General features: G+C 35.6%; 16 protein-coding genes, 1 pseudogene and 1 other annotated feature. Of the genes and pseudogenes, 9 read left to right on the top strand and 8 right to left on the bottom strand.

Annotated features, from left to right (window positions below; translation table 11 throughout):
- Positions 1-190: 190 nt before the first annotated feature.
- Together AMS59_RS21245 and AMS59_RS21240 are read right to left on the bottom strand one after the other, a co-directional pair.
- Entirely contained in the window at positions 191-472 is a 282-nt protein-coding gene (locus AMS59_RS21245; RefSeq protein WP_053485705.1) for an acylphosphatase, read from the bottom strand.
- 46 nt (positions 473-518) lie between these two features.
- On the bottom strand, positions 519-2,246 hold the full coding sequence (locus AMS59_RS21240) for a globin-coupled sensor protein (protein ID WP_053485704.1): 1,728 nt from the start codon (positions 2,244-2,246) through the stop codon (positions 519-521).
- A gap of 126 nt (positions 2,247-2,372) precedes the next feature.
- Between AMS59_RS21240 and AMS59_RS21235 the strand changes: the two genes are divergently transcribed.
- Together AMS59_RS21235 and AMS59_RS21230 are read left to right on the top strand one after the other, a co-directional pair.
- Positions 2,373-2,654, top strand: a complete 282-nt coding sequence (locus tag AMS59_RS21235) for a DUF1033 family protein (RefSeq protein ID WP_053485703.1) — start codon at positions 2,373-2,375, stop codon at positions 2,652-2,654.
- 223 nt (positions 2,655-2,877) lie between these two features.
- A complete protein-coding gene (locus tag AMS59_RS21230; protein WP_004230088.1) occupies positions 2,878-3,078 on the top strand; it encodes a cold-shock protein in 201 nt (66 codons plus the stop codon).
- Between the two features lie 297 nt (positions 3,079-3,375).
- Here AMS59_RS21230 and AMS59_RS21225 read toward each other — a convergent pair whose 3' ends face one another.
- On the bottom strand, positions 3,376-4,185 hold the full coding sequence (locus tag AMS59_RS21225) for a S1C family serine protease (protein WP_053485702.1): 810 nt from the start codon (positions 4,183-4,185) through the stop codon (positions 3,376-3,378).
- 336 nt (positions 4,186-4,521) lie between these two features.
- Positions 4,522-5,517: a S66 peptidase family protein gene (locus AMS59_RS21220; RefSeq protein ID WP_053485701.1), complete on the bottom strand. Its 996-nt coding sequence runs from the start codon at positions 5,515-5,517 to the stop codon at positions 4,522-4,524.
- 223 nt (positions 5,518-5,740) lie between these two features.
- Between AMS59_RS21220 and AMS59_RS21215 the strand changes: the two genes are divergently transcribed.
- The 4 genes from AMS59_RS21215 (at position 5,741) to AMS59_RS21200 (ending at position 8,450) form a co-directional block, all read left to right on the top strand.
- Positions 5,741-6,199, top strand: a complete 459-nt coding sequence (locus AMS59_RS21215) for a DinB family protein (protein ID WP_053485700.1) — start codon at positions 5,741-5,743, stop codon at positions 6,197-6,199.
- A 90-nt stretch (positions 6,200-6,289) separates the two neighbouring features.
- The gene (locus tag AMS59_RS21210) at positions 6,290-6,496 is read left to right on the top strand and encodes a hypothetical protein (protein ID WP_053485699.1); all 207 of its coding nucleotides are present in this window, start codon (positions 6,290-6,292) and stop codon (positions 6,494-6,496) included.
- 117 nt (positions 6,497-6,613) lie between these two features.
- Entirely contained in the window at positions 6,614-6,865 is a 252-nt protein-coding gene (locus AMS59_RS26510; RefSeq protein ID WP_234007873.1) for a hypothetical protein, read from the top strand.
- Between the two features lie 451 nt (positions 6,866-7,316).
- Positions 7,317-8,450 carry a hypothetical protein gene (locus AMS59_RS21200; protein WP_053485698.1) on the top strand — a complete coding sequence of 378 codons (1,134 nt, stop codon included), beginning with the start codon at positions 7,317-7,319 and terminating at the stop codon, positions 8,448-8,450.
- A gap of 238 nt (positions 8,451-8,688) precedes the next feature.
- Here the strand turns inward: AMS59_RS21200 and AMS59_RS21195 are convergent, their stop codons facing one another.
- The 4 genes and pseudogenes from AMS59_RS21195 to AMS59_RS21180 all read right to left on the bottom strand — a co-directional run bounded on the left by AMS59_RS21195 (position 8,689) and on the right by AMS59_RS21180 (position 11,905).
- Positions 8,689-10,293 carry an ABC-F family ATP-binding cassette domain-containing protein gene (locus AMS59_RS21195; protein ID WP_053485697.1) on the bottom strand — a complete coding sequence of 535 codons (1,605 nt, stop codon included), beginning with the start codon at positions 10,291-10,293 and terminating at the stop codon, positions 8,689-8,691.
- A 74-nt stretch (positions 10,294-10,367) separates the two neighbouring features.
- A complete protein-coding gene (locus AMS59_RS21190) occupies positions 10,368-10,991 on the bottom strand; it encodes a permease prefix domain 1-containing protein (RefSeq protein WP_053485696.1) in 624 nt (207 codons plus the stop codon).
- Complete coding sequence (locus tag AMS59_RS21185) at positions 10,978-11,373, bottom strand: helix-turn-helix transcriptional regulator (protein WP_053485695.1); 396 nt, start codon at positions 11,371-11,373, stop codon at positions 10,978-10,980. The genes AMS59_RS21190 and AMS59_RS21185 overlap by 14 nt, the downstream gene beginning before the upstream one ends.
- Positions 11,354-11,905 (bottom strand): annotated as a pseudogene (locus tag AMS59_RS21180) (sigma-70 family RNA polymerase sigma factor). Before AMS59_RS21180 ends, AMS59_RS21185 begins: the two are co-directional and overlap by 20 nt.
- Positions 11,906-12,034: 129 nt before the next feature.
- On the opposite strand from AMS59_RS21180, the gene AMS59_RS21175 reads away from it, so the two are divergent.
- The 3 genes from AMS59_RS21175 (at position 12,035) to AMS59_RS21165 (ending at position 16,492) form a co-directional block, all read left to right on the top strand.
- The gene (locus AMS59_RS21175) at positions 12,035-13,135 is read left to right on the top strand and encodes a hypothetical protein (protein ID WP_053485694.1); all 1,101 of its coding nucleotides are present in this window, start codon (positions 12,035-12,037) and stop codon (positions 13,133-13,135) included.
- Between the two features lie 79 nt (positions 13,136-13,214).
- Positions 13,215-13,434 (top strand) — a binding site (T-box leader).
- Between the two features lie 51 nt (positions 13,435-13,485).
- Positions 13,486-15,159 carry an arginine--tRNA ligase gene (gene argS, locus AMS59_RS21170; protein WP_053485693.1) on the top strand — a complete coding sequence of 558 codons (1,674 nt, stop codon included), beginning with the start codon at positions 13,486-13,488 and terminating at the stop codon, positions 15,157-15,159.
- A 160-nt stretch (positions 15,160-15,319) separates the two neighbouring features.
- On the top strand, positions 15,320-16,492 hold the full coding sequence (locus tag AMS59_RS21165; RefSeq protein WP_053485692.1) for a CynX/NimT family MFS transporter: 1,173 nt from the start codon (positions 15,320-15,322) through the stop codon (positions 16,490-16,492).
- Positions 16,493-16,924 lie beyond the last annotated feature (432 nt).

The raw sequence follows: 16,924 nt of genomic DNA, 5'->3' as shown, positions 1-16,924 counted from the left end.
AGACCGTTTTTTCCTTCGTTTACGTTTAGAAACAGGTCGTTGATTTTGTCACCCACGACTTTTGGTGATGAGCCAAATGAATAAAAAGTAATGAATTATTTTCTATTAAACTAACAATACTTTTGGGGAATTTACCCCAATCCTACTCAATACACCTTGATATTTCAGCACTAAAAAAAGAGGAGCCAGACTAAACAATGTCTGACTCCATGCGTGCATAACCTTTTAAATCATCAAAAAGCTCTAATGTAAATGAATTGGAATCTGCTTGAGGGCTAACACCCTTTTGAACAAATACTAAAAATTCATCTATCGCTTTTTTTGAACCTTCTACTTCAACCTCAATTTGATCTTGATCATTTAGTTTACAGAATCCTTTTAATCCTAGCTCAATCGCTTTTTGTTTAATGAAAAAACGGTAGCCAGTTCCATAAACATCTCCGAAAAATTTAATTAGCGCTCGCTTGTTCAAGCTAACACCTCCTAGTTGTTAAAGAGCGGAGAGCCCTCCATTATGCTTAGTGCATTACACGTTCTTTTTCTAAATATGTAATTAGATTATTGATATAGTAGAGAACCTGCTTCGAAGCTTGATCTACTTCTTTTAAATGAACTTCAGCCTGTTGAACATTCCCAACCTTAAAAGCCTCAGCTGCAATCTTCGCCGATTCATGAACACGTAAATGATAGGCGTCTAATTCACGATACTCCTGCAAGTGTCCGAAACGTTCTACAGTGCGAGCAGCTGTATACCATTTACCGAGACGACAATCTGTATGCGAAGAAACATCACTTGGCTCGACATTTTCAAGTCCAAGGAACATATTATAAATGCGCCATTTCCATAAAATATGATCGGCTTTTGATAATTGTAAAAGTGCTATAGATGATAGCTGAACATTATTATTGGAAATAATATCATTGCGGAAACGATTAATTTCTTTCCCTAATGAGTGTATATCACTAGAGGTGTTATGGCTATATTCACGAATATCATCTTGAAGGTTAGAAATTTCAATCATTCTTGCTGATACTTCATCGATAGCTGCTGCCTGTTCCTGTGAGATTGCAGCTGTATTTGTAACATCCAGATTAATACCTTCAATGGCACTTACTATCGCATTTAACAATGGTAACGATTCTTTAGCTTCCACTGTTGCTTCTTTAATAATCTCTGTCGTTTCAGTAATTGAGTTTGACACATCATTTGAATAGCTCTTTAAATGCTGTACATTTGTGGATACTTCACTAAGCGCTGAGACCGTTCCTTCAGCAAGCTTTCGAACTTCCTGTGCAACTACGGCGAAGCCTTTACCATGTTCACCTGCACGTGCAGCCTCAATAGATGCGTTCAACGCAAGTAAATTCGTTTGATCGGCAATTTGGTTTATTAACGTTACAACATTTTCGATATCATTTACCCGTTTTTGTAATTCTGCAAAGGACTCAACAATCGATGTAAATGTCTCTCCTGTTTTAAAGATTTCAGAAAGGGCATGCTCAATTGCATTTCTTCCTTGTACAGCGTGATCAACAGATTCAGTTGTTTTTTCAGAGATACGGGAAGACATTCGAGCAACCTCATTAATAGAAGCGGCAATTTCTTCAGTTGCTGCGGTAGAGGATTGGATTTCTTCGTTTTGTTTATCTAAGCTAAATACTAAATCTTTCATGTACATGATTTTTGCGTTGACATCCATTAGAGAGGAAATTTCAGCGACTACATTTTCAATAGTACGTTCTGTTAATACTTCGATGAGTAATTCCTGGTCAACATTAACTGCAGATTGGAAAGATTTCATATATTCAAATGCTTTTTTAGGTTTTAAACCAAAATTATGTAAAATATATGTAGTAATATAAAATGCAAATTGATTGAAGACGACGATTAACTTACCTGGCTCATATTGATTCTTTCTGAATAAATTGAAAAATTTAACGGTTTCATCCACATATTCATCATCACGAGTAGCTAAGAAAAATTGAGTTAAGTATCGATTAATATTTTCTTCACTAATTGTTAGCTGAGAGGAGAGAGAGATTTCACTTAAATAGCTATTAAATATAGCGTTCATTGAAGGCGTGATATCTTTTAATTTATTGTAGAGAGTTTTTAAATTCTCTTCATCTTGAGCATTAAAATGGTTAAATGCTAGTGTTTTATTAAAACGGCCAGTTGCATTTAAATTTGTACCACGCTTTAATAATTCTTCGAGTTCGGCCTTAGGTCGAATGCTTGAAAACATAAAAAATACCTCCCAAAAATAATGAATAATAAGGCAATAATAGCATATTCCGGAGTGTTTTAATAGACATTTCAAATGTCTTTGCTAAAATGAAAATATCTTATTACAGCAGGGAATGTGGCAAATATGTATACAATCATTTACATGAAAGCTGATTATGAGCCTTGGTGGAAGTTTGAAGGCTGGGAGGCTTTTATTCAAACAAATGAAACATTTGAAACGGAGGAGCAATTTGAGGCAGCATTACAAAGAAAACTGCAGCACTTCCGAATAACATATGACAATGAGGTAACGAAAGAAGGGAGATTTTGGGCTTTCTGGTCAGAGGATGAAAGTGTTTTTTGTGAAGCCTGTGATGATGATGTACAAATATATCACGGTATTATCGTTTTGAAATCCGAGAAATAGAAAAAATATTTAGAAATTAACAAAAAAAACATTTTCTTTATTTGACAAAATTATGAATGACGGTTATACTTAGTTTAACAATTTAATTGCTTCACCGGAAACATGAATTCACATATTACAAAAAGTGATCGCGTTAGTTCGGTACTCTTTGTAATATGTGAATTTTTTCATTCGCTGAAGAAATTACATATTGTTCACTTTTATTTTTTGGAGGTTTTCTTAAATGAAACAAGGTACAGTAAAATGGTTTAACTCAGAAAAAGGTTTTGGATTCATCGAAGTTGAAGGTGAAAACGACGTATTCGTACACTTCTCAGCTATCCAAGGCGAAGGTTTCAAAACACTTGACGAAGGTCAAAAAGTGGAATTCGAAGTTGTAGATGGCAACCGCGGACCACAAGCTGCTAACGTAACTAAACTTTAATTCTCAGTAATTAAAATTACTTCCGTTAAATTAAGGCATCCTATTGATATAGGATGTCTTTTTTTGCTTTCTTCGAACATTTGAGAGTTACAAAATATGAACGCTAGTGAACTAGTTATACGAAAGTGTTTACATACTGCCGTTAATCTCAATGCTCTTCGAAAAAACTTAGAAAAGTGAAAGAGGAGAAGGCGGGCAGTTTTCTCATTTTGTTCTCTATAAATAAATAATTTTATTATGTAAACAAAATAAATTGCTTGTCTCGTTAATTTAGAGAACAAGCAACCTTTCGGGGAATTATTTACTTAGTATACGCTGTAGTACTTGAACAGGTATAAACAAACCGACACGACCATAAGGATCTTTTTTCGCCGTTGCAAAGACGATTCCGATAACTTCACCAGCAGCATTAATGACAGGACTGCCACTATTTCCCCGATAAACAGGAGCTTTCATCATCATAACAGGTTCCTGCCAATCCTCAATGTATGTTGATTCCAGTAAAGTGCCTTCATTTGCAATGCCCGTAAAAGCTAGGGGATTACCAATGAAATAGACATGCTCATTTTTGCTATAGGTAGGATTCTCAGCAAGTGAGAGGGAAGGTAATTTGTCACCCGTTACTTGTAATAAAGCTAAATCTACGTCTGGGAAACTTTGCAGTAACTTCGCACCCATTAAACCTTCCTCAGGGAAAATGACGACTAATGATTGAGCATTTTCAACTACGTGTGCATTGGTTACGATAAGTCCATCCGAAGAAATCGAAAAACCAGTGCCTTTACTAGAACCTGTAGAGATCTCTACAACAGCTTTTTTATAGGTTCTTATATCTTCTTGCACGGATAGCCGAGCAGACACCTTCAAAAATTCAAGAGCTGGAATGGAGTATATTTGAAAGATAAGTGCAAATGTATTCAAAAACAACACAAATGCCATACTCCAGACAATCCATTTGACAATCGGTTTTTGTTTTTTAGGCTTTTTTCCTTGCTGACGTTCTTCTTGTTCTAGTGCTAACGCCTTTTGCTGTTCAGCGAGGACAAGCTCAATCAATTCTTCTTCTGTCAATTCCTCATCTGTTGTTGGCCTATGTATATCATTCATAAAACCCCTCCTTACCTAAAAATGAAAAGCGCCCAAGCAGGACGCCTGTGAAGTAATTCATATTCAATTTTTTTGTAGGGTAGAGGTAATGACAAACGATTCTTATTAGTTGTCACCATTGTGTCTGCTACACAAAATATATCGTTGCCGTCATTATACCCTCTGAGCGTGAATGTTAAATATCATCATAATAGACAGATGCTCCAGTAGTGATAGAAGTCGAATCGATTGAATTGTTCAAGCATTAAGCAATTTCCTACTTTATATTAGGGCTCATTCACAGATTCCATCAGTATTTTCCTTCATTATACGCGAAGTCTATAGGTTATACGAATGTTATGAAAACCAGTTTTCTAGAAAGGTAATCTCTTTACTAGTTGCATTGACGCGTACACGTAAACCGATCGGCATGGCATGAAGGGGGTGAGTGTGACAACAATCAACATCCGCGATAATAGGTATAGTACGTCCATCTAGCTGCTCTAGCAATACATCATATGGCTGTCTCCCGGTTCCCAAATCATCATACTGTTCATGTTTACCTAAAATAATTGCTGAAACTTTGTCGAAAATGCCATGTAGTTTTAGCATGGCAAAATTTTTCTCAACAACAGCAATTGTTTTAGAAGTATCCTCAAGAAGTAAAATATCACCCTCATGAATGTGAGGGAAGTAAGGTGTTCCAATGAAACCGTACATCGTATTTATATTTCCACCAATTAAACGACCTTCAGCAATGCCAGGTTGAACGGTAATCCATGCATTGTGATGCTGAGTTTTCTCCTTCGTCTTTTCTAACCAGTTTAGACGATCATCAGTCCAAATAGGTGGGATTGGCATGTTATAGGGAAATGATAATGACTGTAAAAACAAATCTTTAAAATATTGCTCTGTATAATGGACAAAAGGTGGGAATTCACCAAATGTAGAAGCAACAGAAGGTCCATAAAAGACAGGAATACTAGTCTTTGCATACATTGCGAGAAGTATAGCGGTAACATCAGACAAACCTATAAGTATTTTGGGATTCTGCTTAAACGCTTCGTAGTCTAGATAGGGAAGCATACTATTGGCGTTAGTACCACCCATAGTTGGTAAAATCATTTTGATGAGGGGATCACGAAGTAGGGCATTAAGCTCTTCTGCTCGTTCTTTCGGTGTACCGGAGCGATAAAAATCTGCTTTTCCAGTTAAAGAGCCTTCTTGTATAGTAAAGCCGAGTGCTTGTAGACGCTCCTTACCTCGTTCATAGCGTGCTTTTGCAATAGTTGTAGCTGGTTTGGAGGGCGAATAAATGCCAATGGTATCGCCTTTTTTTAATGGGGAAAACATAAAATACCTCTTTCAATTTAAGATAAAAGCTATTATACATGATTTTACAATTTAAAGAGTCGTATACTTGTTTTGACGAAAGAGATGTAAGAAGTAACTGAAATGAATAGTTATAATAGAATACAAAATAATTATATTATGTAAACTTGATGTTAGAAACTTGTAAGAAAGTTTAGAATTTAATATGATTGAAATGAATTTACGAAAAATGGGGGGCATTTATATGTATCGACAAGTAGATGATTTTTTTAATGAGTGGTCAGCATCAGCACAAGGTACTCTTCAAGTATTAAAAGCTATAACAGATGACAAGCTAGAGCAAAGCATCGTGGAAGGTCATAGCTCACTAGGTTGGTTAGGTTGGCATTTAGTTGGAGCTGCTGGTTATTTCAGTTATTTAGCAGGTTTAAAAGTGCCAATGATTCGACAAGAATCTACAGCTGCTGAAATTGTAGCTGCTTACGAAAATGTAGCAAGTAGTGTGAAAGAGGAAGCGGCAAAGCTATCAAATGAAGACTTGCTGGAGGAAGTAAAAGGCTTCACTGGACCAATAGCTAGAGGTGCAATATTACGTGTAATGGTCGACCATCAAACACATCATCGTGGACAAATGACGGTGCTCCTACGTCAAGCAGGTTTACCAGTACCAGGTGTATTGGGGCCAACAAAAGAAATGCAATAATTTTAGTGCAACAGATAAACTGTTATCTGTTTACACCAATCTTACTTGGATAATATAGTTCCTCATCATTTAAGGAGTACATATTTAGCAATGAATAGAATTGCTATAAAAGGTGGCTCCTTTATTGGGATAGTAGCTATATACCTTGCAAGTATTCTTCCAAATCATTGTGTAAGTTTATTTGTTTGGTTGCCTGGTATTGTTGCGCTATGGATATTCTATTTGATTTTGCTGGCAATCTCTGAAAGAAAAAGGTTAAACACCATATTTTTAGATGAGCACAAAGATGAAGTATGAACTACACTGGTGGAAGAACGTGAGATATACTCCAACAACATTTTCAAACAACGTTCAATTAATTACTGGGTGGCCGATTTACGTATATCTACTATTTGTAAAAATAGGAGGGGTATTATGGTAACGGTTGAAAAAATTAAACCAGTAATGACTTATAAACTTAGACATAAAATCTTACGTCCTAACATGACAGTTGAAGACTGTGTATATACTACGGATCATAAAGAAGGTGCATTTCATATTGGTGCGTTTTACCAGGGGGAATTGATTAGTATAGCAACTTTTTGTATCGAGAAAAATCCTAATTTTAGCATTGAAAATCAATATCGTTTACGAGGAATAGGACGCTTCAAGAATTTCGAATGTTAGGAGCCGGAAGACAGATTATTGACTATACAATAAATGTATTAACAGAACAAAATATCGATTTTTTATGGTGCAAAGCAAGAACTTCAGTACAACAGTAAATTAGGTTTTAACATTAATGGCGAAGTATATGATTATCCCCCAATCGGTCCACATATTATAATGTATAAAAAACTAACATAAGCTGAAATTTGGTGTTAATTAGGAATTATAGATTATCTATTTTTATGGAGATGAAAAGTCAGTTTACACAATCTTTTCGGGCGTAAACTGACTTTTTTTATTGATTCTGATTGAAATTAGATTCTTCTTAATTAGGGGAAATAAGTTGTATAGATTAAAAAAATAACTGAAAATAACTGAGTACCATATCAAAATAAAATGTAGTATTTTGATGGTTATTGGCATGTGATAATGCAATTCTAAAATAACTTCGCAAAGGATGAAGTACATAATGTATAGATTTATTTGTATTTGCAGGAAAACAGTGGGTGTCAATATTATCATTTTTTTATCGTTGATATTAGTTTTGTTTGGATGTCAAAAGAAAGAAGACGACAGCACGCTTATTAATAAAAACGAAGAGAACAGTACACCTATTAACAAAAATGAAGAGAATAGTACACCTATTAATGATAATGAAGAACTCATTGTTTCTGTATTTGATAAGGAAGGCAAAAGTAGCGTAGTGGAGATAAATGCTGAAAAAAATGTAGTAAACGAATTAGTTAATAATGAAGAGGTTTGGTTACATGCATCACTTTCAGACAATAAACAATATCTTGCCTATACAAGTGCAAAAGGTGAAGGACCTTGGGAGATTTATTTATTAGACAGAAACGATAAAAAAACTTATCAAGTTACAAATGATACTTTAGGACAACTTATTCCTAGATTTGGTGATAACATCACCATCTACAGTGAAATACTAGGGGCAACATTCCCTGTTTCCAAGATTTCGAAAATAGATGTGAAAAAGAAGAATTCTATTGTATTTGATACAAAACAACCTGACCGTGCTGTAGAAATGTATGATACTTCTAAAGACAAAATTATTGGTGCATTTGTCTCTGAGGAAGAGAATACAGCAAGAAGGAAGGCTGCAAATGATGCTGGTGTACCTTTAGGGCAAATTGTCTATTCAATATATGAAATGAATTTAGATGGCTCTGACATGAATTTGGTAGCGAATATAAAAGCCGTCAATATCGATTCGATGGCATATGGACCTAATGGGAATACTGTTATTCTTGGAGGGGCAAATATAAATGAAGATGAAGGAAGCGGCATTTATCAGTTATCTCTTACAGACAAAACATTAACTACCATATTAACAGATCAAATGATTAATAAAAGTAAGAATCCCTTATTATCAGAGATTGGTCAAAGAAGGCTAGCGGTATTGTCAAAAAATGAGCGATTTATTTATTTTTCGGGTATACCTAAAAATGCAGAAGATGTTAGTTTTGACGGTATAATTTCTAAAATACAGTGTATCTATAAGTATGACTTGGATAATAAAGAAATAACAAAAGTATATGAGTATAAAAAACCAGCTTTTATTACGGATTTGACGGTTACGTATTAGAGCATTTTTGTTGATACAAGGTGATGAAGGTATGAAGAAATTAGTGAATTATTTTCTCATCATCTTTACTGGATTTTTTTGTTATCAATAAAATAATTGGATGGAATCCTAATATTGAAAGATCCTCGGTTTACTATTTTAAACAAACTCATTTCAAGTATTTGGTTAATAATAAATAAAGTATACAAAAAAATACTCTCCCAAACGTAATGGGAGAGTATTTTTATATAGGAATGGATTAGTTTAAGCCTTGGCTATCTTTCCACTCTAGGAATTCATCATAAGTTAATAGTTTATCTAAAATTGTGCCGTCTTCACGGATTTCGATGACACGGTTCGCAATTGTTTGGATGAACTGATGGTCATGAGATGTGAAGAGCATCGCACCTTTGAAGCGCATAAGTCCTTCGTTTAGTGCTTGAATAGATTCAAGGTCAAGGTGGTTCGTTGGTTCATCTAGTAAAACAACGTTTGCAGTTGCAAGCATCATTTTAGATAGCATACAACGAACTTTTTCGCCCCCTGATAAAACTGAAGGAGATTTTTTCACTTCTTCACCAGAGAATAGCATACGACCTAAGAAGCCACGTAAGAAGCTTTCTGTTTCATCATCAGGAGAATATTGGCGTAACCATTCCACTAATGATTTCTCTGAACCTTCGAAGTATTTATCGTGATCATTTTCAAAGTAGCTTTGAGATGTTGTTACGCCCCATTTGAATGTACCAGCATCTGCTTTTCTTTCGTCCATTAAAATATCAAGAAGAGCTGTTTTTGCCATTGGATTACCAAGTAAAATAATTTTATCTTCTTTGTTCATTGAAAAGCGAATATCTTTAAATAGTGTTTCGCCTTCATTGCTTGCTGTAAGGCCTTCCACTGTTAACACATCATTACCGATTTCGCGTCCAGTTTGGAAGTTGATGAATGGATATTTTCGGCTAGAAGGTTTAATGTCGTCAAGCTCGATTTTATCCAACATTTTCTTACGAGAAGTCGCTTGGCTTGATTTTGAAGCGTTCGCAGAGAAACGAGCAACGAATGCTTGTAGCTCTTTAATCTTTTCTTCTTTTTTCTTGTTTTGGTCTGCCATCATTTTTTGTGCTAATTGGCTAGACTCATACCAGAAGTCATAGTTACCAACATATAATTGGATTTTAGAGAAATCAAGGTCAGCAATATGTGTACATACTTTGTTTAAGAAGTGACGGTCATGGGATACAACAATAACTGTATTTTCAAAGTTAATTAAGAATTCTTCTAACCATTGGATTGCTTTTAAGTCAAGGTGGTTGGTAGGCTCATCTAGTAATAGAACGTCTGGTTTACCAAACAGAGCTTGTGCTAATAATACTTTGACTTTGTCAGAACCTTCAAGGTCAGCCATTAGCATATAGTGAAGCTCGTCGCCAATCCCTAACCCGTTTAATAATGTTGCTGCTTCTGAGTCAGCTTCCCAACCATTTAGGTCAGCGAATTCACCCTCTAATTCAGCAGCACGCATGCCATCCTCATCAGAAAAGTCTTCTTTTGCATAGATAGCGTCTTTTTCAGCTTTTACTTCCCAAAGACGTTTGTTACCCATAACAACTGTATCTAATACATTGAATTCATCGTATTCAAAGTGGTTTTGTTTAAGGACTGATAAACGTTCGTCCTTACCCATTGATACGTGACCTTCTTGTGCTTCAATTTCACCAGAAAGAATTTTTAAAAATGTTGATTTACCAGCACCATTTGCCCCGATTAAACCGTAGCAATTCCCCGGTGTGAATTTTATATTTACGTCTTCAAATAGTTTACGATCGCCATAGCGAAGACCTACATTACTTACTTGAATCATGCAAGTTCCTCCTTTTTTCACAATGGCACTAGTATATCATGAAATATGTACCATAGTCTATAAACATTATTAAATCAACGTTTAGGGTTCAGGGTTGTCAGATGTTTGAGTGGAATAGGAGAGTGGGGATTCACACAATGCGGAATACGTTTCAATAACAAAGTACTTAAACAACTTAAAGGTAGGTACAGGTAAGTGAATAAAATTGTTTTATCCAAAAAGATCACTCCATTGATTGTTTCATTACCATTTAAAATTATAAGAAATAAAATACATGCAACTACATACATATGGGTGGAATAGCGCTCTAGCTTGCGAAAATCTAGTCGCATTAAGAAGATTGTCACAGCAATGCCACCAATAACAATAACAACATTACGCATGATAAAATCGCGTAACGAGAGCTCAGCTGGCAGAAGAGGTAAGAAGCTACACATTGCTGCCAGCATAAATGGAATAACGAGCAGCCAATCTATTTTCGGCAGATGAATCTGATTGAGTGAGACGCCGAGATTTGTAGCATTGCCCATTTCACGTACAGCCTGTTGTTCCGCATCTGCATCGCTATGGCCCTTTTCCTGCCAAGCCAGCTTCGACTTCACTAAGTGATAGGTCAACTCCTTTTCAACAGCATCATGTGCCTCCTTATTCCGAATATGTCCCTTTACATGTTGAGTAAATTCTTTAATCGTTCGCATAGCGTACCTCCTTCAGTAAATGCTCAAAAGTAGGGAGTTTGTCCGTTTCTTTGTTAAGCTTTGTTAGCAGCTTAACGCCCTTATTTGAAAGAACATAACGCTTCTCGTTCTCATGCCACTCACTTACGATGAGTTGTTGCTGTTCGAGGCGATGCAGCGTAGCATAGATGATTCCTTCATTTGAATGAACTATATCTTTGTTTTTTGTATAAAGAAGTTGCGTAATCTCATAACCTGAGCGCATCGTTTGTAGCATCGGTAACAGCACGTGATCCGAAAGTTCCTCATGAATGCATTTGCGCACTGCTTCCTTATGCGTCTCTGTAAACTGCATCTTTTTAAATTGATTTTTCATAGCATGTTTAAAACGTGTTTCCGTCAAATGGATTCCCTCCTAACGCTTTTTGTAATAAAGAACGTGCCTTACGAAGTCTTGTTTTCACCGTATTGTTGTTCAATGATAAAAGGCTGGCGATCTCCTGGATCGAATAGTCCTCAAAATAATAAAAATAAATAACTTCACGATACTTCACGGGGAGTGCCATTACTAAGTCAAACAACGCCTCATCCTCACTATTTTTCACAACTTGCTCAAGCAAATCACCCGTTTCCAATGCTTCCGCTAACATATTTGTTTCAGTAACATCGACGTTTTTCTTGTACCAGCTCTTTATATAATCCTTTGAATGATTAATAGCAATACGCCATAACCAAGTTTTTAAGCTGGCATGCCCCTGATATGTTGAGAGAGCCTTATAGCACTAGATAAAAATCTCTTGCGTCAAATCTTCAGCAAGAGCAGTATCATGTACATATGTATAAACAAGCTGCAAAATCGCTTGACCATAATCGGTCATTAGCTCCTCAATCACCTGATCTCGTGATAAGCCGCTTGCTGTTATTGTTTCCTCCATATCGTCCCTCCTCGTGTTCATTTATTAGACGATTGCCAAATAATACTGGTTTTACTTTTATTATATAAAAATCGTGCTATATGAGTTGTGAGTACTCGTAAGCTAAATAATCTATAGGAAGAGTTCTAGATGGTAAGCGTGAGGGGTACTTTAAATAGTAGAGTGAAATGGCAAAACTTTATAGTAGAAAGGGAAGGGGTCTTGAAGAAATTTACATTTATTTTGATAATTATCGTAATTATTTGCATTGTTTTTAGTAAAAAAATATTTTCAATTGATGATCATAACGCCTCTGAATCTAAGCTTTATATCAATGTGTTTGATCCTAAAAGTTTGAAGTTTACATTCTATCATTTTGACCAGATTCAAAATAAAAGTAAATTACTATTTAGTAAAGAAACAGCGGATTATACTGCTTTCGCTTTTTCTGAACGAACTAATAAATTGTATTTTGCTGATGGTATATCAGATCATACAATACAATTATTTGAAAATGACCTAAACACGAATCAAATAAATCAGTTAACCACTATATTTAATAACGTTGATTTGATCCAAATAGACAAAGAGAAAAAAATCATCTTTATGAGAGTATTATTAAGAGATGCATTTAGAAATTTTCATATAGCTACGTATAATCTTGAAACACAGAAAATAAAAATATGGGAAGAAGAAAACAACGATAGAAGTGTTTTAGATTTTAATTATAACCCGAATAATAATCAATTAATTGTAGTCTCTTTCTCCGAGAACGAACATCAGAAGAAACTCACAGAGGCTAATAAAAATCAAACGAAATTACAACCGACCAAACACAGTCTAGATATTTATGATATTGAAGGACAAAAAAAGAAGCATATAGCCGATGTAGAGAGATTTATTAGTGGCGCATCATTGGCACCTGATGCTAGCTCTGTAATAATCAGCTATGATGAAGCCGTAGACAGTCCTATTTCGCATGTTGTAGAAATAGATAACCAGTCAAAAAAGGTAAAGCCTTTACTAAATAGTACTGGTATTTATTCAAATATTCGCTCCGTTAAATTCGATGAAAAAAAAGAAGGGTTTTATTTCTTATCTAGTTTTATTGATGAAAAAAAGGGTTATAGTATTTTGAAAATACCTAAAGAGAGCGTACTCTCATACTTTGACATCAAGAAAAATAAGGTGCGAAATGTATGGAGGGCTGAAAAAAGTGTTATTGTTAATTATTCAGCAGAACATTTTTAATGTAAATTTACTTCTTAATAATTCTGAAAAGACTGTTGACTTAAAATGGTATCTCATGTAGAATATTTTGAAATTACAGTTAAATTCAACGAAAAAGAGAGTAGTTTATGGAGTTACTGGAAAGCGAATTAGGGATGGTGTGAGCCTAATGCAGCAGCCATAAATGAAACGCACTTTGGAGAAGGTTCTCGAATTAGTAGTAGAGAATATCGGGGAGTCACCTCGTTAACAATGGAAAGTGGTCATATTATATGGCAACTAGAGTGGTACCACGGGATAACTATGCTCTCGTCTCTATTTTTAGAGACGGGAGCTTTTTTTATTTTCACATATATGAGAGGAGAATGAGCATGGATATACAAATCGCGAAAAGCATTGCTGTAGCATTAAATAACGAGTTGACAGTCAGTGACATTCAAAATTTACTAGAAAAACCGAGAAATTCGGACTTAGGGGATGTGGCATTTCCGTGCTTTACACTCGCAAAAAAATTAAGAATATCCCCTCACACAATCGCTGTCGATATCCAAAACAAATTAAACTGTGACTTCATACAAGAAGTTCAAGTAGTAGGTGGGTATGTCAATATATTTTACCATCAGCCAACGATTACACATCAAGTGCTCAGCCAAATAGTAAAAGAGAAAAATTTATACGGGACTCATCAGGCATCGAAAGGGAATGTAGTGTTGGATTTTTCTTCACCTAATATAGCGAAGCCTTTTTCCATGGGTCATTTACGTTCTACAGTAATCGGCAATGCTTTGGCCAACATTGCCGAGAAAAACGGCTATCAAGCAATTCGCATTAATCATTTAGGTGACTGGGGCACACAGTTTGGTAAGTTAATCGTTGCCTATCGAAAATGGGGAGATCAAAAAACGATTGAAGCTGCTCCAATAGAGGAACTGTTAAAAATTTATGTGAAATTCCATGAAGAAGCGGAGCAGGATGAAACACTCAATGAACAGGCACGTACCGCTTTTAAAGCATTAGAAGATGGAGATGAAGAGGCGTTAGCTTTATGGCAATGGTTTAGAGATGCATCACTCGAAGAATTCAAGACCATTTATCAACTGCTCGGGATAAACTTTGATTCATTTGCTGGGGAAGCGTTCTACAATGACAAAATGGCTGCTGTTGTTCAAGAGTTGGAAGAAAAAGAGCTGCTTGTGCAATCTGAAGGTGCTAATGTAGTTGAAATAGCCAATATGCCACCATGCTTAATTACGAAAACAGACGGTGCTACGCTTTATGCTACACGTGATTTAGCAGCTGCTTTTTATCGTAAGCAACAATACGACCCTAAAAAAATATTTTATGTTGTAGGGCATGAACAGTCTCTTCATTTTACACAACTATTTAACGTTATTGAGAAGATGGGGTACGATTGGGCAAAAGACTTACAGCATGTGCCTTTTGGAATGATTCTAAAAGAGGGTAAAAAAATGTCGACGCGTAAAGGAAAGATCGTTTTATTAGCAGATGTGCTAACGGAAGCAATTGCTACGGCAAAGCGAAATATCGAGGAAAAAAATCCAAATCTAGTGGATAAAGAGAACGTCGCACATCAGGTTGGGGTAGGAGCGGTTATTTTTAATGATTTGAAAACTGATCGTCTACATGATATTGAGTTTTCCATTGAGCATATGATGCATTTCGAGGGTGAAACAGGGCCATATATTCAATATACGTATGCACGTATTTCATCTCTTTTGGAAAGAGCAAATGAACATAGTGACGAAGTATCGCTTGAAACATTAGGAGAGGAAGCATGGCCGGTCGTTTTATTACTGGAACAGTTTCCGAAAGTAATTGACAACGCTTTTGAGCAAACAGATCCATCGCAAATTGCTAAATATGCCTTACAATTAGCGCGTCTATTTAACAAATATTATGCGCATAATAAAGTATTGGTCGATGACAGTCAAAGAACATCACGTTTAGCGTTTTGTTATTGTGTGGCCATTGTGTTAAAAGAATCGCTAACATTATTGGGCATTGCAGCGCCTAAAAATATGTAAGAGCACATTTATCTACGCCTCTTCATTATTAATTGCCATTAAATTGACCGATACTAGAAAAAATGGTAAAAGGAAATAGTGAGAATTCAGAGGTCTGACAATAATGTTAGATTTCAGTTAATTTTTAACTGTATTAATAGAGAGAAGGTTTTTAGAAAGTATGGAGAAAAAGCAATGGCGTGTTTCCATGGTACTTGTGGTTGTTAGTATTTTCTTCGTTGCGCTCAATATGCGCCCAGCAGTCACAGGAATAGGGCCACTATTTAATGTACTTTTGGAATCACTCCAAATATCAAATACAAAAATGAGCTTTTTAACGTCTATTCCGGTGTTTTGTATGGGACTCTTTGCACCATTCGCAGTACCTTTACAAAGGAAACTCGGAACAAAAACAGCTATTACGCTCTTAATAATAATCCTGGCATTAGCAAATGGGCTACGCTTTTTAAAAGAAAGTTATGTATTACTTGTAGTCACAAGCTTTGCTGCAGGATTTGCCATTGCACTTATTGGACCCATATTAAATGCCTATATAAAGAAAAAATTCCCGACCCGTTTTACTACCGTAGTAGGTCTTTACTCATTTGGAATAGGAACAGGGGCAACATTGAGTGCGGCACTAACATTACCATTTTATAATCATTTTCATGAGAGCTGGACGATGGCGCTTGGAAGTTGGGCAATACTTGCTATCATTGCTCTTTGTATATGGATACTAGCTATACGAAATCAAGAGCTACCAGAGACAGGTGTATTGACAGAACATGCAGCACGAAATCCTTGGAAAAATGCCCGTGCTTGGACCATTTTAATTTACTTTGGCATACAAACATCTTTGTTCTTCTCAATAATGTCCTGGCTAGTACCGATAGTTCAGGCTAAGGGCTTTACCCTTGTCGCTGCAAGCTCTATGCTAACATTTTTGTCTATTGTACAAATGATTGGAAATATTTCTGTTCCTATACTAATGGAAAAATGGCCGAATCGAATCGGTTGGCTCTTTTCTTTAGGGGTTATAGGCTTGATTGGCTTTGTGTTGCTATGGTTAGGCTCAGGATCTTTGTTATGGATTGCAGTATTCATAATTGGTATCGTATTAAGTGGCTTATTTCCAATTGGTTTATTGTTACCATTGGATGAGGCAAGAAATGATGAAGAGGCAAATAGCTGGTCATCTATGGTGCTTTCAGGTGGTTTTGTAATAAGCTCTATTATCCCTATACTTATCGGTTATTGCTATGATGTGACAGGTAACCATACATTTACCTATATGATTTTTATACTATTAATGATTGGCATTATAGCTACTACAATAAAGCTAAAGAAAAAGTAATGATGAGACATGCGCGATTTTATGTGCATGTCTTTTTTTTAGCTACGAATATAAGACACGAGAAAAGTCGATTTTACCTTAAGCAATTTCTTCAGTATATTGCTTGATAAATATACTACCTAAAATAGTGCCCCAAGATTTCTGTTAGGTTAGGACTAATTGTGCTAAAATTCTATTGTTCTGAAAAAAATGAGGGAAGATAATATTTGAAGAACATTTATCTAATCACAAGCCCAAAAATCTAATTATAAGGAGAAAAAATAGGAAAATTATTTTATGGTATGTCGTTCTATCACTGTTTACATTAGTAGGATGCAGCGAAAATGCTGGAGATTCAAAAAAATGAAAACCTCGTTGAAGAAAAGAGAGATATTCAGAATACTAAGAGGTCAATGGTCAATCTAGCAATAATGACATTGAAAATCAGTTGTT

This window comes from Lysinibacillus sp. FJAT-14745 (assembly GCF_001275675.1).
In the GTDB taxonomy this organism is placed as follows: Bacteria; Bacillota; Bacilli; order Bacillales_A; family Planococcaceae; genus Lysinibacillus.
This window is presented reverse-complemented; position numbering and strand designations above follow the sequence as displayed.